Raw genomic sequence first — 22,860 nt, forward strand, 5'->3', positions numbered from 1 at the left:
GGGGTGGGCAGGCGGTGTTCATGCCGATCAACATTAATGAGAACAGCTCGGAACCGTTATATGCACAGATTACGACTCAGCTGCGCGCGTTGATTTTGAGCGGTTATCTGGATGAAGGGATGCTGCTGCCGTCCATTCGTGAATTTGCCCACCAATTAAGGTGCAGTGTCATTACGGTCCGAAGAGTATATCAAGATCTGGAAGCGGAAGGGCTGCTGCGGACGAAGCAGGGGACGGGGACGTTCGTTGCTCCGGTCGGGGCCGGCGAGCGGGAGCGATACCGCAAGCAGGCCGTGGAAGATGCGCTCTTGGAAGCGGTCGAGGCCGCCATGAGGTTAGAGATGTCCGCTGCAGAGCTAGCGCACATGCTGGAGGACCTGATCCGGCAGAAGCAGATGAAGTAATCCGGAATAAGGAGAGAATGCGATGAACATCGAGCCGGTCATAGTATTGAAGGACGTGGTAAAGCGCAGGGAACGGCTGCACATTGGACCATTGAACATCCAGATTCCCCAAGGCTGCTGCACTGCGATTGTAGGAACGAACGGGGCCGGGAAGTCGACACTGATGGGCATGTTCATGGGCTTCATCAAGCCGGACAGCGGCACCGTTGCGCTCTTCCAGGAGACCTATCAGCCGGAGCCGGACACGTCTGTCAAGGCGCGCATCGGTTATGTGGCGGAGAGCCCCAATTCGGAGGAGGATGATCTCACCGCGGAAGCGGCGGCAGCCTTCGCCGCCTACTGGTATGAGCGATGGGATTGGCAGCTGTACCATCATCTGATGGCCCGGTACGATATCCCCCCGAAGACGAAGCTCAGGAAGCTGTCCAAAGGGATGCGCCGCAAGCTCGATCTGATCCTGGCCATCTGCCCGCAGCCGGATCTCCTGCTGCTGGATGAGCCGTCTTCCGGGTTCGATCCGATTTCATGGCGGATGATGATCGAAGATTTGAATTCCTATTTGGAAGAAGGCCAGCGATCCATTGTTATTGCGACGCATATTATCGAGGAAGTGAAGCGGCTGGCCGATTATGTTCTGTTCCTTCACAAAGGACAGGTGCTGCTCGTGATCGAGAAGGATGCGCTGTTCGATGCCTGGAAGGAATTCTGGGTGGAAGGGGAGGCCGAGGATTATGCCGGCGTTCCGGGCGTAGTCAAGGCGATCCAGGAGCGGCACGGGGTGCGGCTGATTGCCAGCCAGGCGGAGCGGGCCGATGCGTTCCTGGCGGAGAACGGCATTATCCCGCGGCAGACGGCCGGCATCGAGCTGGATGATATTCTGGCGTATTTAATTGAGTTGAATCAGGAGGTTCGAGGCAAATGAAGCCATTGGAGTTGAAACAGGTCGTGAAGCAGTATGCGGACAAAACAGCCGTCAACGGCTTGAGTCTGGATGTGGAAGAGGGGGAAATTTACGGGCTGCTCGGCGCGAACGGAGCCGGGAAGACGACGACGATGCGGATGGTGCTCGGTCTCATTTACCCGGATGGAGGGGAGATACGATATAACGGCAAGCCGTTCCATACCGAGCTGCAGCGCACGCTGGGATACTTGCCGGAAGAGCGGGGCATGTATCCGAAGATTCGGGTAAGCGATCAGGTGACCTACTTGGCGCAGTTGCGCGGAATGCCGCGCAAGGAAGCGGACCGGAATCTCAAATATTGGCTGGAGCGCTTCAATGTGCCGGAGAACTACAACAAGAAGATTGAGGAGCTGTCCAAGGGGAATCAGCAAAAAATCGGGTTCATCGCAGCCATCGTGCATAAGCCGAAGCTGCTCATTCTGGATGAGGCGTTCAGCGGGCTTGATCCGGTCAATGTCGAGCTGCTGAAGGAGACCGTCAAGGAGCTTCGCGACCAGGGCACGAGCATTCTGTTCTCGACCCACCGGATGGAGCATGTCGAGGAACTGTGCCGCAATGTGACGATCTTGCAGAAGGGCAATGCGGTCGTCCAAGGCTCGCTGCGGGAGTTGAAGTCCCGTTACCCGCGGGAGCAGGTGCTGCTTCGCGCCGCCGGAGAAGTGGAAGGGCTGGCCTCGATTCCGGGAGTAACCGATGTGAACCGGACGGAGGAAGGATACCGGATTCGGATCAGCGGCGAGGCTGTCGCGCAGGAGATTTTGCAGAAGGCGCTCGCCCAAGGTCCGATTCAGCATTTCGAAGTGAAGGAGCCGACCTTGAATGAAATCTTCATCAAGGCGGTAGGAGGTGATTCGAATGAATAATGTATGGACGGTTATCGGATTTACACTGCGGACCAAGCTGATGACCAAATCGTTTCTTATTTCGACGCTCGTTCTGGCTCTGCTCATTAGCGTGGGCGCCAACGTCCCGTACTTCATATCTTTATTCTCGAATAACGAGCCGACTACGATCGGCGTCGTCTCCGGGCCGCATCCGGATATCGCGAAGTCGCTCACCGATCATTATGCCAAGCAGGAGAAGGCGGATTTCCGCTTCGTTCCGTATACGGATGCGACGGATGAGCAGTTGAAGAAGGATGTGCAGGCGGGCAAAATCGATGGGTATATTACGTTCGAGGACAAGGCGAAGGGAGAATTTCCCCTTGTCGTCTATTCCGGGAAAGACGAGCTCGGCATGGAGAAGGAATCGAAGCTGACGGGCACGCTCACGCTGATTAAGACGGAGTGGCTGGTCAAGGATTCGCTGACTCCGGAACAGATCGCCCAATTGAACGAGCCGGTTCAAGTCGAGAACAAGACGATCCTGAAGGAAGGCGGTCAGGCCGGCGAAGAGAAGAACCCTGCCAAAAAGGGGGTCTCGGTTGCGGTCGTCACTGTGCTCATCATCTTGTTCTTCATGACAAATACGATGACGGGGAATATGATCGCGTCCGAGGTTACGCAGGAGAAAAGCTCCCGCATTATGGAAATTCTCATTACGAGCGTCTCGCCGCTCGCCCAGATGTTCGGGAAGATTATCGGCATGTTCATCCTCGGGTTGATGCAGATTGTGCTCTTCTTCCTCGTCATGATCGGGAATCTGATGCTGCCGCATAATAATGCGCCGCTGAAGGCCATTAACTTCGATATCTCGATGATCGATTGGGGTGTCGTAGGCGGCGGCTTGCTGCTCTACGTGCTGGGCTACTTCCTGTACGCGACCTTGTTCGCGGCGGTCGGCTCGATCGTTAGCCGGACAGAAGATCTCGGCCAAGCGATTATGCCGATTACGATGCTGACGTTGGCGGCGTTCTATATTGCCATCTTCAGCATCTCGACGCCGAATTCGCTGCTGGTCAGAATCTCATCGTATATTCCATTCTTCACGCCAACCTCGATGCTGCTGCGCCTCGGCGCAGGCGAGGTGGCCTGGTGGGAATTCGGGATATCAATTGTTATCCTCCTCGCCTCGGTCTTCGTGTTCGGCTGGCTGGCGGCGAAGATCTACCGCACCGGCGTCCTGATGTACGGCAAGCGCCCGTCGTGGAAAGAGATCCGCAAGGCAATGAAGGCGTACAAGATTTAAGCTGACACTCCCTGTGGGTAAAGGCTATCAGTGAGGCAAATCATAATTACCGTTGAATTTCCCTGATGAACTGCATCTTGGTTTGTCAGGGATTTTCTGCGTCATGAAGATGGTATAATCCGTCTCGATTCCTACCTTGTCAATCTGCAGCAGGTGCGCGAGATTGAAGCTTGGACCAAGGACAGTTATATTTTGAAGCTGGACGATAAGACCGGCTCCACCGTTCCGCTTTCCAGAAGCAAGTATATGGAACTCAAAGGACAATTCAAGATTTGACATGTTGCCGTTCGTCGTGGATATGCCGCCTTTCACCCCCCGAAAGGCGCGTTTCACGGCGTTTTTGCTGCAGATTCGCAAGGTTGGCATTATGCTGAATGCAGCGTGGACGGGAAGGAGGATGCTGTGAAGAAGACGATGATGAGACTGCTGGCGGTGCCTGCGCAGTGTGGTACCGCCGGGAAAGAAATCGATACGGGCAAGCCTGATACCATAGGCGCAATATATGGGGGGAAGAAGGATGGATTTTATTTTTAATGTTTTGGAAAATGTGAAGGAGGCCAATGTGCTGCTGCAATCGGCCGCGGTGTTTCTTGTCTCGATGGTTCCTTTTCTGGAAGGATATGTAGCTGCGCCAATCGGCATTATGCTTGGGATGTCGCCAATCCCGGTCATGGCTGTCGCGCTGATCGGGAACTGGTTGTCCATCATGCTCATTATTGTTCTGTATGGCAAATGGAGCGTCGGCAGGCAGGGGACGGGAAGCGGAAAGCGAATGGAGAGGGCCCGGAAGATATTCGGCAAATATGGCGTGCCGGGCGTGGCGTTGATCGGTCCGCTCGTATTTGGCCATCATATTGGCGCGTTCATTTCACTGGTGTCGGGGGCACCCAAGAGCTATGTGACCTTGTGGCAGACCATAGGCGTTGCCCTGTGGACGGTCGGCGCGGGCGCATTGGCCATGCTGGGCATCGATATCGTCAGTCACCTGAGATAGATGGCGAGATGGCGCACGGGCTGATTGCATTTGCTTTGGATAGCGCTGCTCCCGGCTCCGGTTTATTTTACTCGGTTTGCTGCTGAACAGGGGCAAAGGACGGTAGCGTCAGTATGTCAAGTCTCTCATCCAAAATGAGCGCAGACATAGAAATTCCTGTAAGGGCGGAAGTTTTCGCTGCCGCCCCCTCTGTGTAACCGCCCCTTCCGGGCTTTTTTTATTTTGTAAAATGAGAATCAGCTTATTGCTAAATTCGTGAACAAAGGTTACAGTAATAAAGCAAGTCGTTCATGATATGATTCCAATCTATCGTTTTTCGTAAGGAGGGAAGAGGATAGAGCATCGTTGTACATAGGGGAAGCGGGATTATTATGAAATATTGTAAAGACGCTCGTATCATTTGATTGCCGAAATGGGATTAAATACAACGGGAGGGTTGCTGGAATGAAGAAATTGAAAGCGTTAACATGTTTTCTTGCCGTCATGCTGCTAAGCAGCGCATTCTCCATGACGGCGTTCGGCGAGGCGGCGCAGGGGCCGAAGCTGAAGCTGCGGCTGATGGAGACGACCGACATTCATACACATATTGTGAATCATGATTACTACCAGGATAAGGAAACCGACGAGTTCGGCCTGGCGAAGACGGCTTCGCTCATTACGAAGGCGCGTCAAGAGGTGGCGAACAGCATGCTGTTCGATAACGGGGACCTGATTCAAGGCAATCCGCTGGGAGATTATGCGGCCCAAATCAAGCCGCTTCAGGACGGCCAGGTCCATCCGGTGTTCAAAGCGATGAATCTGCTGAAGTACGATGCGGCCGGGATCGGGAACCATGAGTTCAACTATGGTCTGGAGTTCCTCGATCGCAGCTTGAAGGGATCCGCGTTCCCTTACGTGAATGCCAATGTTTACATCGATGATGGCGACAACAACCCGGACAACGATAAAAATTATTTCAAGCCGTATGAAATCTTGACGAGAACGTTCAAGGATGACGCTGGCCAAGACGTTACGCTGAAGATCGGGGTCATCGGATTCGTGCCGCCGAAGGTCATGGAGTGGGACAAGGCGAACCTGGAAGGCAAGGTTGTCGTCAGGGACATTATCGAGACCGCGGAGAAGTTCGTGCCGAAGATGAAGCAGGAAGGCGCCGATCTCATCGTCGCGATTCCTCACTCCGGCTTCGACAGCAGCCCGCGGAAGGGCAATGATGACAACACGGTCTACTATTTGACCCAGGTCAAAGGAATCGACGCCGTCATGTTCGGGCATGACCATAACGTCTTCCCGAGTCCGGACTTCGAGAACATCGAAGGGGTCGATGTGAAGAAAGGAACCATTCACGGGACTCCTGCGGTCATGCCGGGATTCTGGGGTGATCACCTTGGGATCATCGATCTGACCTTGGAGAAGTCCAACGGGAAATGGACCGTCGTCGACAGTCAGTCCGAAGCCCGTCCGATCTATGATAAAGCGAATAAGAAGCCGCTTGTCGATGCCGATCAGCGCATCGTGGATGCCGTGAAGGCGGATCATGAAGGCACGATCGAATATGTGCGCCAGCCGATTGGGGAGACGACGGCGCCGATCAACAGCTTCTTCTCCGTCGTGCGCGACGATCCATCCGTTCAGATCGTTTCCAATGCCCAGAAATGGTATACGGAAAAATATATTCTAGGCACTTCCTATGAAGGAATTCCGGTTCTGTCGGCGGCAGCTCCATTCAAGGCAGGCGGACGCTGGGGCCCGAGCTATTTCACGGATATTCCGGCAGGGACACTGGCCGTGAAGAGCGCGGCTGATCTGTATGTGTATCCGAATACGGTGAATGTGGTGCTGCTCAATGGCGATGAAGTAAAAGAATGGCTGGAGCATGCGGCTGGGCAATTCAACCAGATTGTGCCGGGCAAGGCGGGAGAGCAGCCGCTCATCAATGAAGAATTCCCAACGTATCTATTCGATGTTATCGACGGCGTTACGTACCAGATCGACGTGACGCAGCCTGCCCGCTACAATCGGCAGGGTCAACTGGCGGCGCCAGACTCGCACCGGATCGTCAATCTGCAATATAACGGGAAGCCGGTGACGAAGGAACAGAAATTCCTGGTTGCCACGAACAATTACCGTGCGAGCGGCGGAGGCAACTTCCCGAATCTGGACGGATCCAATATCGTGATCTCTTCGCCGGACGAGACACGGCAAATCTTGATCGATTACATCGCGCAGAACAAAAAAATCAATCCGACTGCGGATAACAACTGGTCCTTCGTCCCGATTCATGGGGAGGCCGATGTCACGTTCCGCACGTCTCCGAAGGCCCAGGAGGCAGCGGCTCAAGCCGGAGGCATGCAATTCATCGGGCTGGAGAGCGACGGCTTCGCCAAGTTCTCGCTGGACATGTCGGCGGGCGAGGAGCAGCAGACGACGCCGGAGAAGCCATCCGCTTCGGATGCCCTTGTTCCGGTGCGGACGAAGGCGGAGGAGGGAGGCATCGACATCGTCTATAACAACAAGACGAAGACGGTAACCTTGACCAAAGGCGATGCCACTGTCATTTATATCTTGAATTCGCACGAGATTCAGGTGAATGGCCAGAAGCAGCCGGTTCAATCGAAGCTGACGGACAATCGGCTATGGCTGCCGGAATCGATTCTGCAATCATTGAGCGCGACCGCTCCGGCGGCCAGCTAAGACGCGCACCGGATGCGATAAGACCCTGTCTTCGTCGGACAGGGTCTTTCTATATCGGAAGCGCTACTTCGGATTAATATACTTGTAGGCGCCGCTATGGTGAATCTCCGCGTTAATCTTGATTGAGGCGATTGAGTCGGGAGTAAGCCGAATATCTTTTCCGTTGCCGAGGGCTTTCCACAGCTTCAGCTTCTTGCGGTACACCTCGTTTTTCAAGTTATAAATATCAATGCCATGCTCCAACCCCTTCTCGAACGTATGGCGGATATCTTTTTCGATTTTTTCGTTCAACATGCGGCGCAGCTTCGCAACCGGAATATTTTCCAGCATTTCGTCCAGATGTCCGGATACCTTCAGGCTGATATGAAAGACGGGCTGATTGTTCTTCATCGATACTTGAATCCGGCTCATCGGATAGTACATCGACAGTACGGCTTCCGGCTTCTGTTCGTTGCCGACGACCACGGGCGTGCGCGCCGTTGTCCTTGTCAGCCAGCGCAGGCCCATCAGATCTCTCCATGATATCCATTTCTTATTTTTCCCGTTCACGATGATATAAGCCCCGTTGATTAAGTACTGTCCGCTTGGCTTCCCGTTTTCGACCCATTGCGTCTCTTGCGTGATCAATGACGGGAGGATAACGGAGGAATCCGGTTCTCCCAGTTCCGATGTCACCTTCTGCAGCGCGAGCGGGGCGATGAAGGAGCTCTGCTGATAGACGTCCTCCGGGTGATGAAGCAGAGACGTGAGCGGCGAAATGTTGAACACATTCGTGACCGACAGCAGCTTGTCCAGGGGCTCCTTCGTGCCGAACACCCAGGGCGTATAACGAACTTCCCGGTATCGGCGCAGCGCGTCCATCAGGTGGTTGATATCATGCTTCATCGCTCTCTCCGTAATGATAAGGGCGGAGGTATGCTCGAACAGAACGCGCAGCGGGGAGGCAGTATAGATGGCGTTAATGGCCATGTCCAGCGTGTAGCCTGTGGCGCGTCCAACCCAGATCGGAGCAGGCTCGTTCGCTTTCGTCTCCTGTTTGGCAACGTTCATGAAGTCGAGCGATTGCGTGTAGATAACGTATTTTCCGCCCACATAATCGATGCCGATGGCCGCAATGTAGTTAATGTCCTGAATATTTTTGGCATCCCAGCAGCCGGGCAGACCGAGAAGGATCATTGCCGCGAGCGGGAGGATGACAACCCGCTTCCATCTAGCGTTCATCTCAAGAATCGCCCCCTTTTCTCGTGTTGTCCTGCTCTCTCGTCAAATTAGAGGAACGGTACTTGTCCATATTGAGCGGTACGCGGAGCAGCGCCTTCCACATGTCTCTCCATTGGGGTGGGGATACGGGGGCAAGATACGGAATGCCGTAAGACATAATCGTTGATAAATAGAGCAAAATGGCCATTACGGCCAGGAAGAAGCCGAACATGCCCATCAGCGAGCTGGCCAGCAGCACGCCAAGCCGCAGCACGCTAACCGTTCCGCTCAGAGATTGATTGATAAGCGTGAAGGTAGCGACGGCCGTTACGGCTGCGACGACCAGCGTAGTCGGGGAAGCGAGCCCCGCACGGATCGAGGCGTCTCCCACAATTAGGCCGCCGACGACGGCCAGCGTCTGCCCCACGGCCTTAGGCAGTCGAATGCCGGCCTCCCGGAACAGTTCGAACATACCCAGCATGAACAGCAATTCCATTGTCGCAGACATCGGCAGACCACTCCGCGCAGTCGACACGGTGGCCAGGAGCGGGAACGGGAGCTGCTCCACATTGTAAGCGCTAAGGGCGAGCCAGAAGCCAGGGGTGAAGATGGAGATGACAAGTCCGCACAAGCGGATGATGCGCTGGAAGCCGACGAAAAAAGTCGGAAAATGAACATCTTCCGGTGACTTCAGGAGCAGCCATAGGCTGGAAGGCCCGATCAGCGCCATAGGCGAGCCGTCGACAAGGATGACGAATCTTCCGCGGCTCAGCGACTCCACCACATAATCAGGGCGTCCGATGTAATCCATCAGCGGGAACATGGAATAATTGGAGTTCAGCATCAATTCGCCCAGTTGGGAGCTGCCGACGATTATATCGGTATCAATCGCATGAAGCTGCTTCCTTACGATATCGACCAGATCCGGCCGAATGACATCCTGCATGTAAAGCAGGCCGACCTCGGTCTGCGAGCGCCTGCCGATAATAAACGTCTCATAGTTCACGGACTGGGTGCGAAGGCGCTTGCGGATGAGTGCTATATTCGTCGCCAGACTCTCCGTAAACCCATCCTTCGGACCTTTGATGGAAACTTCCGTATTGGATTCTTCCGGCTGCCGCTCCGGCCGCTCGGAAATATCAATGAAGTAGACTTCATTGTCCCCATGCACATAGACGATCAGTTCTCCGGTGAACAGCTTCCGTTCCATCTCCGTCAGCCCTGCCCCCGGAGGCAAAGGAAGCAGAGGGATGAGACGGTTACGGCTGACGGCCTGCGAGACGGAGGGCCCATCCTGCAGCATAAGATGCAGCGCGGGAACGACAGCCTGATTCAACTGCTTCATATCGGTCATTCCGGAGCAGTAGATTAAGGTGAGATGGATGGTCTTGGCGGCCGGACCGAATTCGTAATTTTCCGACTTGATATCGGAGCATTCCGCGAAATAATCTCGAATGACTTTGAGCGTAAGCGGAGAAGAGGATGATGAATTGGCGCTCATGCTTGAAGCCTCCTTGCTTATAGGTCTTTGGGGCGCGGCTTCGTGCCGCGCCGGGAACGGAACCAGCTCATCAGGAACAGGAACAGAGATAACAGGGTAAGGCCTGCGGTTGTTCCGGGCAAAACGAATAATTCGAGAATTTTGAAAAACAACATATCGCTTAGATGCAAATTGACGGCAATCAGCAAGGTAACCCCCGAAAAGATGCACATCAGCATCCGGTGGAAGAGGGAATGGAGCGGAAGCAGTTCCACGATCAGAAAGAGCATGAACGAAATGCGTATAAACGCGCCCGACATCCATTGATAAATGGACAGAAAATCGATATGTTCAATATATTTGCTGACCGAAACCAATCTCCACTGCTCGAATGCCGGGTAACGGATATTGGCCGCCTCCTTGATGCCGAAATTCGTAATCGATCCGATGAGCGGCCCGATGGTCAATCCGCATAAAATAAGAGCAAGCACAGCGATTCCCCAGAAGCGGGGCATCTTGGAAATGCGGTGCTGGATTAGAATCAGGAGAAACAGTTCGGCCAGGCCCGCTCCGATGTACAGCGTTCCGCGAACCGCCGGCATATACCCGTGCTCGAACAGCGGGAACATTAAGGAGTAATCTTTATATTTGGCATTGGCGAACATGATGAAGTATCCGAACAGGAGGACAAACGGAAGCAGGATCCCCGAACAAATGGCAATGGATCGCAGGCCGGCCAGTGCCCCGAAAATACAGAGAAGCAGAAGCGATACCGTAAGAACGAATAGGGGGGTCTGCGGCAAATACGATGTTTTGGCCCAGTTCACGGTATCCTTCACCGTGACAAACGCGCTGATCCATAAATACAACCCAATGACAGCCGTAACGCACCAGGCAACCGCAGGGCCGAAGGTCTCCTTCATCCAAGGGAACAACGCCTGCTGACCCTTGGCCTTCATAATCCATCGCAGCAATGGGATCCAGGCCAGGACGACAATCATCAGAAGCAGAACGCTCAACCATCCGTCTCTGCCGGCTTGCTGAAGCAGGAGCGGAATAATGATGACATGATTCAGGAGCCCGGTTGACAGCATCATGATGAAGCATAATTGAAGATAGGTGATAAATTCCGAGCCGCGGTTCATGGAGATCATCCTTTTTGGGTATGATTGACATCCTTAGAATGAGCCGGCAAGGAAAAAATTAATCATAAAGCGGAAAAAGCTATAGCCAAACCGGCCGGTTCCGGCTATAATACAGCTAAATAACTTAAAGGCAATGCTACCGTGACAGGTACAACCTCGTGATTTATCGCGCTGGCTGTGCCTTTTTTTGTTGTCCGGCCATGCCTTCGGTTATGGCATATTGAGATGATGTACAAGGGAGTGGGCACATGTTAAGGGAAGCGGTGTATCATCGTTCCAAGCAAAATTGGTCGTATGCCTATGATCGCGAGACGATCCATCTCCGGCTCCGCACGAAGCGGGATGATGCCGTGAAGGTGGAAGCGATCGTGGTGGACAAATATGCGTTCAAAGATTCGACAGAGTTCATTCCGATGCATATTTTTGCTTCGGATGCCTTGTTCGATTATTGGGAGGCTGCGTACCGTCCGCCGTACCGGCGGTTGCGCTACGCATTCCGGATTCAGGGCAAGGACGAGCAGGTGTATTTGACGGAACGCGGGTTTTTCGAGGACTTGCCTTGGGACTACTTCGAGTCGTTCGAGTATCCGTTCCTCCATCCGAACGATATGTTCGAAGCGCCTGCCTGGGTGAAGGAGGCCGTCTTCTATCAGATCTTCCCGGAGCGGTTCGCGAACGGCGATCCAGCCAACGACCCCGAGAAGACCGAGGCATGGGGCGGGGAACCGAAGCCGGGCAATTTCTTCGGCGGCGACCTGCAAGGGGTTCTGGATCATCTTGATTATTTAACGGAGTTAGGCATTAATGCCATTTACTTTACGCCGGTCTTCGAAGCGACGACGAACCATAAGTACGACACGCGGGATTATTTGAAGGTGGACAGGCATTTCGGCACCAATGAGAAGCTGAAGGAATTGATCATGGCGTGCCATGAGCGGGGAATCCGGGTCCTGCTTGATGCGGTGTTCAATCATGCCGGCCGCACGTTTCCTCCGTTCGTCGATGTGATGGAGAAGGGAAGCGAATCCCCGTACGCAGACTGGTTCTACGTGAGAGACTATCCGCTCCGCGTTGTGGACGGCAAGCCGACCTATGAGACGTTTTCCTTCGAGCCGCTCATGCCGAAGCTTAATACGAGCCATCCGGAGGTGAAGCGGTATTTGCTGGAGGTGGCGAGATATTGGGTAGAGGAGATCGGCATTGACGGCTGGCGGCTGGATGTGGCCAATGAGGTCGATCACCAATTCTGGCGCGAATTCCGGCAAGTCGTCAAGCAGGCGAATCCGGACGCCTATATTTTGGGGGAAATATGGCATGATTCAATGATGTGGCTGCAGGGGGACCAGTTCGATGCCGTCATGAATTACCCATTCACGGATGCGGTGCTGAACTTCTTTGCCCGGCAGACGACGGATGCCCGCGCGTTCGCGGATTCCATCGGGTCGATACTGGCGAGCTATCCGCAGCCGGTGACCGAAGTGTCCTTCAATTTGCTCGACAGCCACGATACGCCGCGCCTGCTGACGCTCTGCGAGGGAGATGTTCGTCCGATGAAGCTGGCGGCGCTGTTCCAGTTCACTTATCCGGGCACCCCTTGCATCTACTATGGAGACGAGATCGGCCTGGAGGGCGGACCGGATCCGGGCTGCCGCAAATGCATGGTATGGGATGAAGCGGAGCAAGACCGCGGTCTGTTCGCCTTCTATCAGCGGATTATCGCGCTTCGCCGCAAGCATGAGGCGCTGCGATCCGCGCGCATTCGCTTCCTGCATGCCGAAGCGGAGGGCAGGACTTTGATGTATGAATTAACGGGAGCAGATGGCAGCTTCCTGATCGCGATGAATGCAGGAGATGCTCCGGCCGAGCTTCGGCTGGAGACGGGAACGGTAGCAGAGGGATCATGGTCGCTGGAATACGGAGAAGGCATTCGCATCGCTGCTCAGCCGGACACGCTGGAGGTGGCCTTGGATGGCTTCGGTTTTGCGGTTTTTCGCATGAAAAGCGATATTGACAATGCTCAATGAAAACGTATACAATGCAACTAAGCCAGACGACAATTTAAGGGCAATGCTTTCGGCGGCTTAGCCGAACAACCCCGGTATTCTCTTTGAAGCTTGAGTGAAGAGATACCGGGGTTATTTTGTATAACGATGTGCCAGCGAAGCTATTGCCGGATAAGGGGATGATGCGAACGGCAGGGGGTCCTTCGTCCGTTTGTGCAATCGTTTGAATAAATCCGGAAATAAGGCAGGCCGATGCGGTGCTGGAGATGACTCTCGGCGGCTCGCTGCCTTAACTAACCACGAAGCGGATGATGTGCACAAGAAAAAATCGGTTGTTTTCACAAGGGAATTTTTATGATTGCAAAGCGGGTTTTGTCATTTTCACCATTTGTGCAAATGTTCATCTTTTCAGATCTTTCATTTTTTTCTTAAAATGGATCTTATAAGGAATTTTCAGCATTAAAACAAAAAAGAAGAGATGATACGTTCAAAAAAACAAACGTTTGCATGAAAGCATGACTTCATCGGAACCAACCAGGGAGAGGGGTATGAACATGAAGGGGAAAAAGCTTGGCAGCTTGTTCATCGTAATGGTCATGATGTTGTTGATGATGTCGGCGTGCGGACCGCGGCCGGATAGCGGGGCGCCTGCGACAGAGGAGCCGGCGGCACAGGGCGAGGCCAGTGAGACGGCGTCCGGCGGCGGAGCGGCTGGCGACGAGGAGCTTGTTCCTGAACCGGGAGCGAAGCTGGTCATCTGGGAAGGACCGGAGCAGAAGGAGTTCCTGGAGACGATGGCCCAGGAGTTCACGGCGAAGTACGACATTCCGGTCGAGATACAGGAGATCGGATCCGGCGAGCAGATGGCGAAGGTGAAGACGGACGGCCCGGCCGGGCTCGGAGCCGATATTATGGTGCTGCCGCATGATCACTTGGGAGAGGCGGTAGCTGCGGGACTCGTCATGCCGAATGATTTCTATGCGGAAGACACGATGAACAACTTCGCGCCGGCCGCGGTGGAAGCGGTATCATTAGACGGCATCATCTACGGCTATCCGCGCAATATGGAGACCTATTTGCTCTACTACAACAAAGATTTGGTGAAGGAAGAGGATCTGGCCTCGTGGGAGAGCATCATCGCTTTTGCAAAAAAAATCAACGATGCGAAGAACAATAAGTTCGGGTTCCTGTATGAAGTCAATAACTTCTACTACAACTATGCCTTTATGGCCGGCAACGGCGCTTATGTCTTCGGCAAGAACGGCACCGATCCGGCCGATATCGGCCTGGGTACGCCGGAAGCGGTAGAAGCGCTCCAATTCTACCAGAGCTTGCGCGAAGCGATTCCGATCAAGGCCGCGGATGCAAGCGGGGATGTCAAAACAAGTCTGTTCCAGACCGGCAAGCTGCCGATCAATATGGACGGCATCTGGCAGCTGGGCAACTTCACGAAGGAGAAGCTCGGCTTCGAGGTCGGCGCGGTTCCGCTGCCGCCGATGCCGAACGGCAAGGCGCCGAAGCCGTTCCTGGGGGTCAAAGCCTACTTCGTCAGCACCTTCTCCGAATATCCGAATGCGGCGAAGCTGTTCATCCATCATGTGACCTCTCAGGAAGCGATGGTGAAGAACTACGAGCTGTCAGGCATCATTCCGGCGCGCAACGGCATGGAGAACGAGCCGGCCATCCAGGCGAATCCGAATGCGCTGGCGTTCCTGGAGCAGTTCAAAAACGTCGAGGCGATGCCGTACATTATTGAAATGCGCTCCGTATGGGGACCGCTGACCGCCACGCTGGAGCCAATCTGGGAGGGCGGCAATGTAGAGGCTATTCTGAAAAAGGCGGTGGAGGACGTCAAGACCGCGATTGCCCAACAGGGCTGATAAGATCGATCATCACTTCGAGCGCCGTCACCTCCCCCTTGGCGGGCAGGTGACGGTCTCATTCATCGGGGGGATTGACTCATGAACAGACACCGCGGCATCGCCGCCGTGCTATCCGCCGTTATTATGGGCGCTGGTCAGATCTATAATCGGCAGTTGGGCAAAGGCCTCGTTCTGTTGGCCATGTATGCCGGAGGCCTCTATTTTGCCTTCATGAATCTCGGGCATGCGTTATGGGGCCTGGCTACGCTCGGGGAACGGAAGCAGGAGCTGAAGCTGGTCGGCAAGGTGTATCAACGGGTTGCCGGCGATCACTCCATTTTTCTTCTGATTGAGGGACTCATTATCGTATTTGTCGTCATCGTCTTCATCATGCTCTATATTTACAATATTCGGGATGCCTACCGGAACGGGGCGCTGCGTGAAGCTGGCGGACAGCCGCATACGTTCGGACAGTCGTTGAAGCATATGTTCGAGAAGAACTTCGCGCAGTTGATTCTGTTCCCGCCGCTCTTGTTCGTGTTTTTCTTCAGCGTGCTGCCGCTGATATTCAATATCTTGATTGCCTTCACGAACTACTCTTCGCCGAAAAATCTTCCGCCCGCGAATCTGGTGGACTGGGTCGGGTTATCGACCTTCAAAGATTTGTTCGCGCTCAGCGCCTGGGCCAAAACATTCTACGGCGTCTTCTCCTGGACGGTGGTATGGGCCATCCTGTCCACCGTGACGACGTTCTTCGGCGGCTTCGCGGTCGCCTTGCTCGTGCAGCAGCCGATTACGCGCTTCAAGGCGATGTGGCGCACGCTCTATATGCTGCCGTTCGCGATTCCGGGCTTCGTCTCCCTGCTCATCATGCGCAATATGTTCAACGCGCAGTTCGGGCCGGTGAACCAGTATTTGCGCTGGCTCGGGCTGGAGGGGCCGAATTGGCTCTCTGATCCGGTCTGGGCGAAGGTGACGATTCTGCTCGTCAATCTATGGCTCGGGTTCCCGGTGTCGATGCTGCTCATCATCGGGATATTGACGACGATTCCGCGCGATCTGTACGAGGCGGCCGAAGTCGACGGGGCATCGCCGTTCCAGAAGTTCCGCAAGATTACATTCCCGAGCGTCATGTTCTCGCTTGCGCCGATTCTGATCGGCCAGTTCGCCGGGAACTTCAATAACTTCAATGTCATCTATTTGATGACGAACGGGCGGCCGGCCAATAGCGACTACCAATTTGCCGGCGAGACGGATATTTTGATTACGTGGCTGTACAATTTGTCGATTAACAACGGCAAGTACAATTTCGCCGCGATCGTCAGCATTATCATCTTTGCCATTCTCGCTACGATCTCATTGTGGAATTTCCGGCGCACGCGCTCGTTCCGAGAGGAGGATGTTTACCGATGAACCGATGGAGAAAAAAGACCTGGTCCGTCATTACCCATATCCTGCTTGTTCTTATCGCCCTGTTCGCCCTGTATCCCGCGATCTGGGTGATTCTGTCCTCCTTCCGGCCAGGGACATCCCTGTTCAGCGAGTCGCTGATCCCGGATCGGTTCACGCTCGAGCATTATCGTCAGCTGTTCATTAAGTTCCCGTTCGCCGACTGGTACGTGAACACGCTGAAAATCGCCGTCGTCTCGATGGTATTCAGCACCTTGTTCGTCTTGCTGACGGGTTATGCCTTCTCGCGCTTCCGCTTCTACGGACGCAAAGGAATCATGAGCTTCCTGTTCATACTCGGCATGTTCCCTTCCTTCATGAGCATGATTGCCGTGTACATTTTGCTGTTGAACATGAACCTGCTGAACAAGCACTCGGCCTTGATGCTCGTCTACTCTGCAGGCGCAGCGATGGGGTATTTGCTGGTCAAGGGCTACTTCGACACGATTCCAAAAAGCTTGGAAGAAGCGGCGCGGATCGATGGAGCGAACCATCTTACCGTGTTCTTCCGCATCTTCCTGCCGCTGTCGCGCCCGCTGATCGTCTTCCTTAGCGTGACCTCGTTCGCCGGCGCCTTCAATGACTTCATCTTCGCGCAGATGGTGCTGCGCACGAAGGAGAAGCAGACGCTGGCGGTCGGGCTCTACAGCATGGTCAGCGATCAATTCGCGACGCAGTTCACCATCTTCGCCGCGGGCTGCGTGCTTGTCGCGCTGCCGATTACGATCCTGTTCATGTCGATGCAGCGCTTCCTGGTCGAAGGTCTGACGGCGGGAGCGGATAAGGGATGAAAATAGGGAACAGCCCATGCGGGCATCGACAGGGAACGTCCGCCTTCGTCCGGCGGATGCGGGGCGTCTTGGCTGCGATCTGCCTGGTAGCGGTGCTGGCCGCCGGGTGCGTCTCCACGGAGCCGGAACCGGAACGCACTCCGCCGGCTGACAGCGCGGCGGGCCAGCCAGCGGATAGCGCGGCAGGCACAGCCGCCTTCGCCCTGGACCGCGCTCAGCCGGCGATGGGGAAGAGCCGGGGCGTCTATTACGAGATCTTCGTCCGCTCCTTCCACGATTCGGATGGCGACGGCATCGGCGATCTGCGCGGTGTGAGCGAACGGCTCGATTATTTGCAGGAGCTCGGCATCAAGGGCATCTGGCTGATGCCGATCCATCCGTCAACGAGCTATCACGGATATGATGTCACGGATTACTATGAGGTGAATCCGGAATACGGGACGCTGGATGACTTCCTGGCGCTGACGGAAGCGGCGCATGAGCGGGGCATCGAAGTGATTATCGATCTGGTTGTGAACCATTCGAGCAGCGAGCACCCGTGGTTCAAGTCCGCACTCGGGGACAAGAACAGCCCGTACCGGGAATGGTATACTTTTGCAGACGGCACCCGCCCGGAGGAATCCCAATTGGGGGCTTGGGGGCAGAAGGCATGGCACGGAACGGGCGATAACAAATATGTGGGGATTTTCTGGGAAGGAATGCCGGATCTGAATCTGGATCATCCCGATGTGCGTGCCGAGATGATCAAGATCGGACAATTCTGGCTGAAGCAGGGCGCGGACGGATTCCGTCTCGATGCGGCGAAGCATATCTATGAAGACTTCCAATCATCGGTCAACAATCCGGATGTGGTGAAGAAGAATCAGGCCTGGTGGCAGGAATTCCGCCGCGGTCTTAATGAGGTCGATCCCGATGCTTATCTGATCGGGGAGATATGGGATGCCGCGAGCGTCGTCGGGCCGTATCTGGATCACGCGCTCGATTCGGGCTTCAACTTCAATCTGGCGAAGATGCTGGTCAACGCCGCCAAGCTGGAGCGCGCCTCCACGATTCCGTCGGTGCTGAGCAAGACGTATTCCTTCTTCAGCAAGCAGTCGGAGGGCGCCTTCGTCGATGCCCCGTTCCTGACTAATCACGATCAGAACCGAGTCATGAGCGAGCTGGACGGACATGTGGAACGGGCGAAGATGGCAGCCTCGCTCTTGTTAACGATGCCAGGTAATCCGTTCATCTACTATGGAGAAGAGATCGGGATGCGCGGGGTGAAGCCGGATGAGCAGATTCGCGAGCCGATGCTGTGGTCCTCCGACAGCAAGGCGCAGGGACAGACCCGTTGGCAGCCGTCGAAGCATGTGAACGGCGTCGTGCCAGTCGAGGAGCAGCTGAAGGATCCGTCCTCGCTGCTGCGGCATTACCAGACTATGATCTCGTGGCGCAACGAGGAGCCGCTGCTGGCCGATGGCGCGATCCTGCCGTATGCGGGCGCGCCGAATGAAGTGCTGGCCTTCATTCGCCTCAATGAGGACGATCAAGTGCTCGTCCTTCATAACTTGTCCGCCCGCGAGCAGACCGTCGACCTCGGCGCCCGCCCGGATCTGCCGTTCCGGGAGATCACCCGGTCGACGAAGGAGGAGGCGGCGCTGCGCGACGGCGTCGTGACGCTGCCGCCGTATAGCTCCGTGCTGTTGAAGTAGAGGGGGACATGTTTGAGCAGAGAGGAACACGTCTTATTACTTTTAGGGGTTTACGATAATAGCAAGATGGATACAAGACGAAGGAGGAAGCTGTTATGTCCGTAACGATCATCGATGTCGCCAAGCAAGCGGGAGTCTCTCCTTCGACGGTATCGCGAGTGTTATCCAACCACCCCCGGATCAGTGCCAAGACCGCGCAGCGGGTTCGCGAAGTGATGGCCGATCTCGGCTATCATCCGAACGTGATGGCGAAGAGCCTGGTCTCCAAAGTGAGCAATACGATCGCCGTGCTTCTTCACCGCCCAGCGGAGGAATTATTTCTGAACCTGTTCTTCTCCGAAGTGATGCGCGGCTTGGTCACGCAAGCGAGCCGCGCGGGCTTCGATCTGCTGATGACGACGGGAGCGACGGAGCAGGAGGAGCTCGAAGCCGTAACCCGGCTGGTTAAGGGCAAGCGGGTCGACGGGGTCATCCTGCTCTATTCCCGGCGCAACGACCCGATCGTGTCGTTCCTGGAGGAGCTGCACTTTCCGTTCGTGCTTGTCGGGCGGAGCGAGGAGCACCCGGATATTTTGTCCGTCAATAACGATAATGTGCAGGCCGCCTATGACGCGACCCGCCACCTGATCGATCAGGGGCACCGCCGTATCGGCTTCGTAAGCGGTCCTTCGAATCTGATGATCTCGAAGGATCGGATGGCAGGATATCAGACCGCGCTCAGGGAGGCGGGCATTGCAGGCCGGCCGGAATGGATTGTGGAAGGCGAGTTCCTGCAGGAGAGCGGCTACCGGGCCATGTCGTTCTTCATGAGCCTGCCGGAGCGCCCGACCGCGCTGGTCGCTATCGACGATGCGGTCGCCTTCGGCGTGCTGCGGGGATTGGTCGAGCTCGGCTACCGGGTGCCTCATGATCTGAGTCTCGTCAGCTTCAACAACGTCCCGCTGTCCGAGTTGGCGACGCCGCCGATTACCTCGGTAGATATCGGCATCTATCAGTTAGGCTATACCGCATCCCAGACGCTGATCCGGTCAATCAAAGGCGAGCCGATGCAGAAGCGGCTCATCATTCCCCATCGGTTGATTGTGCGTGAATCCTCTTTGCGGATGATCAAGGAATAAGAGCCGTTCCGGACCTGAGTTCGGCTATGAATACATCAGTGCATACATGGAAGGCTGACAACGGCGCAGTGCCGGTGTCGGCTTTTTTGCATGGGGCACGGGCCGATTCATGCCGGCGGATGAATAGGATGATTGGCAACGATGCATAGTACTGACAGGTGATCATGAATGTGGAATGCGATAGTATCCTATTTTCCAAGCTGGGAAATTTGGCTCCAGGCAGCGATCGGGCTGTGCGTGCCCTATGGAATCTCCCTGGCCGTAAGCAAGACCAAGCATCCGAATCAGGAGGGATCAGAGCAGGAGGGCGGAGCAGAAGACAATCCGGATTTGATTTTTGCGGGTGATCTGCATGCCGAGAGTGCCCGGATCCAAAATTATTTTCAACACCAAAGCGACTTTGATTTGCGCATGTTTTGCCTGGGGAAGTCGGATCAACAGGCAGCAATCTTTTTCATTAAGTGCATCTCGGATAAGGAATTGATTGAGACGCATATCTTGAAATCACTCATGACCGATTTGGCGCAGACGGAGGGCGGTTCGGAAGCCCCCAAGCCTCCGTATTCCAAGCAATTCATCGTGCGGCATGCGTTAACGGTCAGCGGGGTGGAGGAAGTGGACACGTTGGACAAGGCCGTATCCGAGATGCAGCGGGGCAACACCGTGCTGTTAATTGATCAGTGTCCCGGGGCGCTTGTTCTCTCGACGCGAAAAGTATATGCGCGAAGTGTGGAGGAACCGCCGTCGGAATTATTGGTACGAGGTCCGCGTCTCGGCTTCAATGAGAGCATCGAGCATAATCTTGCCTTGCTGCGGCAGCATGGCAACAACGATAATCTGGTTCTTAACTGTGTGCCCGTCGGTAGGCGGGTCAAAAGGGAACTGCTAATCACCTATGTTGCCGATATCGCCGATCCCAATCTTGTCCGCGAGGTCATGGCAAGAATCAAGCGAATCGATCTGGACGACGTTCAGGATACCGGTTTTATCGAGCAAATCGTAGAGGATAACTTCCTGTCTCCGTTCCCGCAGGTGCAGAGCACGGAGCGGCTCGACCGCGTCCTCGCCGCCTTGCTGGAAGGGCGAGTGGCGCTCATCCTGGACGGAACCCCGTTCGCTCTCATTGTTCCGGTGACCTTCAATATGCTGCTGCAGAGCCCGGAGGACTATTATGAACGCTGGATGCCCGTCACGCTGCTTCGTATCCTTCGGTATTTCGCGGCATTTATTTCGGCGTTCGGCCCATCGTTATATATTTCTTTCATTTCCTTCCACCAAGGATTGATTCCGACGAAGCTGGCACTGTCGATTGCCGAGACGCGGGCGGGGGTGCCGTTCCCATCGCTGATCGAGGTATTGATTATGGAAGTGGCCCTTGAAATAATGCGGGAAGCCGGTCTCCGCCTGCCGAAGCCGATCGGCCAGACGATTGGCATCGTGGGGGGCCTGGTCATTGGCGAAGCGGCCGTCCAAGCCGGCATCGTCAGCCCGATCATGATTATCGTCGTTGCCGTGACCGCGATATCTTCTTTCGCGATTCCGCAGTACAACGCCGGCATCACATTGAGGATGCTCCGCTTCGGAGCCATGTTTTTCGCCGCCGTATTCGGCCTGTATGGCGTCATTCTGTTCTTCCTGGCGCTCTGCAGCCATCTGGTGAAGCTGAAGAGCTTCGGCATCCCTTACGTGAGCCCGGCGGCCCCTTACCGTCTCCGGGATTGGAAGGATTATTTCATGCGGGCGCCGCTGCGCTGGATGACCCGCCGGCCGAAGATGTTGCATGTCCAGGACCAGGTACGCAAAAAGCAGCAGGAGGAATGAAAGCGTGAAGATGGGCAGAGATCAGGGCATCACGACGCAGCAGGCGGCCGTATTTATCGGCAACTTCATCCTTGGGGTCGGCATACTGACGCTGCCCCGGGAGGCGGCCGAGAAGGTACAGACACCGGATATTTGGCTCTCCGTCATTCTGGGAGGGCTGCTGGCCATGCTGGCCGGCATCATTATCGTCAAGCTTGGAGAGCATTTCCCGGGCCAGACCTTCTATGAATACAGCGAATGGATTGTCGGCAAATGGCTCTCCCAAACCATCAACCTCGTCGTGATCGTCTATTTTATCGCCACATCCGGGCATGTCGTGCGCTCGCTGTCTGAAGTGACGGTCTTGTTCCTCCTCGAAGGGACCCCGCGGTGGGCCATCATCCTGTCCTTTATGTGGGTCGGACTTTACCTGATACTCGGCGGCCTTTCCGCCATCGGCCGTTTGTTTGCGATCATTTTTCCCATTACGGTGCTCATCTTCGTCATCATCGCCGCGATGAGCTTCAAAATATTCGATCTCGACAACCTGCGCCCGGTGCTTGGACTTGGCATCATGCCGGTATTGAAGGGCGTCAGGACGACAGGACTGTCGTTCACCGGGTATGAGATCATGCTTATTTTGCAGGCGTATATGCTTCGCCCCCGGCAAGCGGCCCGTGCGGTGGTGTTCGGGGTGTCCATTCCGCTTCTCTTCTATGTGACGACGGTCATCATGGTGATCGGGGCGCTGTCGGTGGAAGGCGTGGTTAGCCGGGCTTGGCCCATGATCACCTTAATCCGGAGCTTTGAATTTCCGGGTATTTTTTTCGAACGATATGAATCGCTGATGCTTGTCATCTGGATTATGCAAATTTTTGCAACGTATGTCATTACGCATTACGCGGCCGCTAAGGGGTTGGCAATCATGCTCAAAAAAGAGCTTCGACCGATTCAGTATGTGATGATTCCGATCGTGTTCATTGCCGCGATGCTGCCGAAAAGTATTAACGATCTGTTCCAGTTCGCCGACAATATCGGCAATACCGGAATCGTGCTGTTCGGGGCGCTTCCTGCCGTACTGCTCGGGATCGTGAAGCTGCGGGGTGGGAAACGTGGGCAACAAGCGACCTAAATGGAGGAT

At 55.1% G+C, this 22,860-nt stretch carries 19 protein-coding genes; 15 read left to right on the forward strand and 4 right to left on the reverse strand.

Going from position 1 to position 22,860, the window contains the following annotated elements:
• Positions 1–14: 14 nt before the first annotated feature.
• The 4 genes from NNL35_RS05040 to NNL35_RS05055 are packed head-to-tail and all read left to right on the forward strand — an operon-like array spanning position 15 to position 3,492.
• Positions 15–404 (forward strand): GntR family transcriptional regulator, encoded by a 390-nt coding sequence (locus NNL35_RS05040; protein ID WP_006677854.1) that lies wholly within the window; start codon positions 15–17, stop codon positions 402–404.
• Positions 405–426: 22 nt separating this feature from the next.
• Positions 427–1,326, forward strand: a complete 900-nt coding sequence (locus NNL35_RS05045) for an ATP-binding cassette domain-containing protein (RefSeq protein ID WP_006677853.1) — start codon at positions 427–429, stop codon at positions 1,324–1,326.
• A complete protein-coding gene (locus NNL35_RS05050) occupies positions 1,323–2,228 on the forward strand; it encodes an ABC transporter ATP-binding protein (RefSeq protein WP_006677852.1) in 906 nt (301 codons plus the stop codon). The genes NNL35_RS05045 and NNL35_RS05050 overlap by 4 nt, the downstream gene beginning before the upstream one ends.
• Entirely contained in the window at positions 2,221–3,492 is a 1,272-nt protein-coding gene (locus NNL35_RS05055; protein WP_006677851.1) for an ABC transporter permease, read from the forward strand. Before NNL35_RS05050 ends, NNL35_RS05055 begins: the two co-directional genes overlap by 8 nt.
• Before the next feature lie 27 nt (positions 3,493–3,519).
• On the opposite strand, the gene NNL35_RS30805 is transcribed toward NNL35_RS05055, so the two are convergent.
• Entirely contained in the window at positions 3,520–3,771 is a 252-nt protein-coding gene (locus tag NNL35_RS30805) for a hypothetical protein (protein ID WP_040732031.1), read from the reverse strand.
• 123 nt (positions 3,772–3,894) lie between these two features.
• On the opposite strand from NNL35_RS30805, the gene NNL35_RS30320 reads away from it, so the two are divergent.
• The 3 genes from NNL35_RS30320 (at position 3,895) to NNL35_RS05070 (ending at position 7,177) form a co-directional block, all read left to right on the forward strand.
• Positions 3,895–4,026 carry a hypothetical protein gene (locus tag NNL35_RS30320; protein WP_274380412.1) on the forward strand — a complete coding sequence of 44 codons (132 nt, stop codon included), beginning with the start codon at positions 3,895–3,897 and terminating at the stop codon, positions 4,024–4,026.
• Positions 4,027–4,039: 13 nt separating this feature from the next.
• Positions 4,040–4,486: a small multi-drug export protein gene (locus NNL35_RS05065; protein WP_254553972.1), complete on the forward strand. Its 447-nt coding sequence runs from the start codon at positions 4,040–4,042 to the stop codon at positions 4,484–4,486.
• Between the two features lie 444 nt (positions 4,487–4,930).
• Positions 4,931–7,177 (forward strand): bifunctional 2',3'-cyclic-nucleotide 2'-phosphodiesterase/3'-nucleotidase, encoded by a 2,247-nt coding sequence (locus NNL35_RS05070; protein WP_006677848.1) that lies wholly within the window; start codon positions 4,931–4,933, stop codon positions 7,175–7,177.
• A 63-nt stretch (positions 7,178–7,240) separates the two neighbouring features.
• On the opposite strand, the gene NNL35_RS05075 is transcribed toward NNL35_RS05070, so the two are convergent.
• The 3 genes from NNL35_RS05075 to NNL35_RS05085 are packed head-to-tail and all read right to left on the reverse strand — an operon-like array spanning position 7,241 to position 11,002.
• The gene (locus tag NNL35_RS05075; protein WP_006677847.1) at positions 7,241–8,398 is read right to left on the reverse strand and encodes a Ger(x)C family spore germination protein; all 1,158 of its coding nucleotides are present in this window, start codon (positions 8,396–8,398) and stop codon (positions 7,241–7,243) included.
• Between the two features lies 1 nt (position 8,399).
• Positions 8,400–9,878 (reverse strand): spore germination protein, encoded by a 1,479-nt coding sequence (locus NNL35_RS05080; RefSeq protein ID WP_006677846.1) that lies wholly within the window; start codon positions 9,876–9,878, stop codon positions 8,400–8,402.
• A gap of 17 nt (positions 9,879–9,895) precedes the next feature.
• The gene (locus tag NNL35_RS05085; RefSeq protein WP_040732028.1) at positions 9,896–11,002 is read right to left on the reverse strand and encodes a GerAB/ArcD/ProY family transporter; all 1,107 of its coding nucleotides are present in this window, start codon (positions 11,000–11,002) and stop codon (positions 9,896–9,898) included.
• Positions 11,003–11,250: 248 nt separating this feature from the next.
• Between NNL35_RS05085 and NNL35_RS05090 the strand changes: the two genes are divergently transcribed.
• The 8 genes from NNL35_RS05090 to NNL35_RS05125 all read left to right on the forward strand — a co-directional run bounded on the left by NNL35_RS05090 (position 11,251) and on the right by NNL35_RS05125 (position 22,851).
• A complete protein-coding gene (locus tag NNL35_RS05090) occupies positions 11,251–13,026 on the forward strand; it encodes a glycoside hydrolase family 13 protein (RefSeq protein WP_006677844.1) in 1,776 nt (591 codons plus the stop codon).
• A gap of 533 nt (positions 13,027–13,559) precedes the next feature.
• On the forward strand, positions 13,560–14,885 hold the full coding sequence (locus tag NNL35_RS05095) for a sugar ABC transporter substrate-binding protein (RefSeq protein ID WP_040732062.1): 1,326 nt from the start codon (positions 13,560–13,562) through the stop codon (positions 14,883–14,885).
• 81 nt (positions 14,886–14,966) lie between these two features.
• The gene (locus tag NNL35_RS05100; RefSeq protein ID WP_006677842.1) at positions 14,967–16,280 is read left to right on the forward strand and encodes a carbohydrate ABC transporter permease; all 1,314 of its coding nucleotides are present in this window, start codon (positions 14,967–14,969) and stop codon (positions 16,278–16,280) included.
• Positions 16,277–17,107, forward strand: coding sequence for a sugar ABC transporter permease (locus NNL35_RS05105; protein WP_006677841.1), 831 nt, complete (start codon positions 16,277–16,279; stop codon positions 17,105–17,107). The genes NNL35_RS05100 and NNL35_RS05105 overlap by 4 nt, the downstream gene beginning before the upstream one ends.
• Positions 17,108–17,163: 56 nt before the next feature.
• Complete coding sequence (locus NNL35_RS05110) at positions 17,164–18,801, forward strand: alpha-amylase family glycosyl hydrolase (protein ID WP_006677840.1); 1,638 nt, start codon at positions 17,164–17,166, stop codon at positions 18,799–18,801.
• A 95-nt stretch (positions 18,802–18,896) separates the two neighbouring features.
• Complete coding sequence (locus NNL35_RS05115; RefSeq protein WP_006677839.1) at positions 18,897–19,919, forward strand: LacI family DNA-binding transcriptional regulator; 1,023 nt, start codon at positions 18,897–18,899, stop codon at positions 19,917–19,919.
• Positions 19,920–20,087: 168 nt separating this feature from the next.
• Positions 20,088–21,740: a spore germination protein gene (locus tag NNL35_RS05120; RefSeq protein ID WP_040732025.1), complete on the forward strand. Its 1,653-nt coding sequence runs from the start codon at positions 20,088–20,090 to the stop codon at positions 21,738–21,740.
• Between the two features lie 10 nt (positions 21,741–21,750).
• Positions 21,751–22,851 carry a spore germination protein gene (locus NNL35_RS05125; RefSeq protein ID WP_040732059.1) on the forward strand — a complete coding sequence of 367 codons (1,101 nt, stop codon included), beginning with the start codon at positions 21,751–21,753 and terminating at the stop codon, positions 22,849–22,851.
• The last annotated feature ends 9 nt before the right edge of the window (positions 22,852–22,860 follow it).

Origin of the sequence: Paenibacillus dendritiformis (assembly GCF_945605565.1) — a bacterium.
Taxonomy (GTDB): Bacteria; Bacillota; Bacilli; order Paenibacillales; family Paenibacillaceae; genus Paenibacillus_B; species Paenibacillus_B dendritiformis_A.

Excerpts from the sequence above, each read along its gene's own strand:
- NNL35_RS05085 (WP_040732028.1), bottom strand. The coding sequence starts at position 11,002 with ATGAACCGCGGCTCGGAATTTATCACCTATCTTCAATTATGCTTCATC.
- NNL35_RS05125 (WP_040732059.1), top strand. The coding sequence starts at position 21,751 with ATGGGCAGAGATCAGGGCATCACGACGCAGCAGGCGGCCGTATTTATC.
- NNL35_RS05070 (WP_006677848.1), top strand. The coding sequence starts at position 4,931 with ATGAAGAAATTGAAAGCGTTAACATGTTTTCTTGCCGTCATGCTGCTA.
- NNL35_RS30805 (WP_040732031.1), bottom strand. The coding sequence starts at position 3,771 with ATGTCAAATCTTGAATTGTCCTTTGAGTTCCATATACTTGCTTCTGGA.
- NNL35_RS05120 (WP_040732025.1), top strand. The coding sequence starts at position 20,088 with ATGTGGAATGCGATAGTATCCTATTTTCCAAGCTGGGAAATTTGGCTC.
- NNL35_RS05075 (WP_006677847.1), bottom strand. The coding sequence starts at position 8,398 with ATGAACGCTAGATGGAAGCGGGTTGTCATCCTCCCGCTCGCGGCAATG.
- NNL35_RS05095 (WP_040732062.1), top strand. The coding sequence starts at position 13,560 with ATGAAGGGGAAAAAGCTTGGCAGCTTGTTCATCGTAATGGTCATGATG.
- NNL35_RS05110 (WP_006677840.1), top strand. The coding sequence starts at position 17,164 with ATGCGGGGCGTCTTGGCTGCGATCTGCCTGGTAGCGGTGCTGGCCGCC.
- NNL35_RS05045 (WP_006677853.1), top strand. The coding sequence starts at position 427 with ATGAACATCGAGCCGGTCATAGTATTGAAGGACGTGGTAAAGCGCAGG.
- NNL35_RS05050 (WP_006677852.1), top strand. The coding sequence starts at position 1,323 with ATGAAGCCATTGGAGTTGAAACAGGTCGTGAAGCAGTATGCGGACAAA.
- NNL35_RS05105 (WP_006677841.1), top strand. The coding sequence starts at position 16,277 with ATGAACCGATGGAGAAAAAAGACCTGGTCCGTCATTACCCATATCCTG.
- NNL35_RS05055 (WP_006677851.1), top strand. The coding sequence starts at position 2,221 with ATGAATAATGTATGGACGGTTATCGGATTTACACTGCGGACCAAGCTG.
- NNL35_RS05090 (WP_006677844.1), top strand. The coding sequence starts at position 11,251 with ATGTTAAGGGAAGCGGTGTATCATCGTTCCAAGCAAAATTGGTCGTAT.
- NNL35_RS05100 (WP_006677842.1), top strand. The coding sequence starts at position 14,967 with ATGAACAGACACCGCGGCATCGCCGCCGTGCTATCCGCCGTTATTATG.
- NNL35_RS05115 (WP_006677839.1), top strand. The coding sequence starts at position 18,897 with ATGTCCGTAACGATCATCGATGTCGCCAAGCAAGCGGGAGTCTCTCCT.
- NNL35_RS05080 (WP_006677846.1), bottom strand. The coding sequence starts at position 9,878 with ATGAGCGCCAATTCATCATCCTCTTCTCCGCTTACGCTCAAAGTCATT.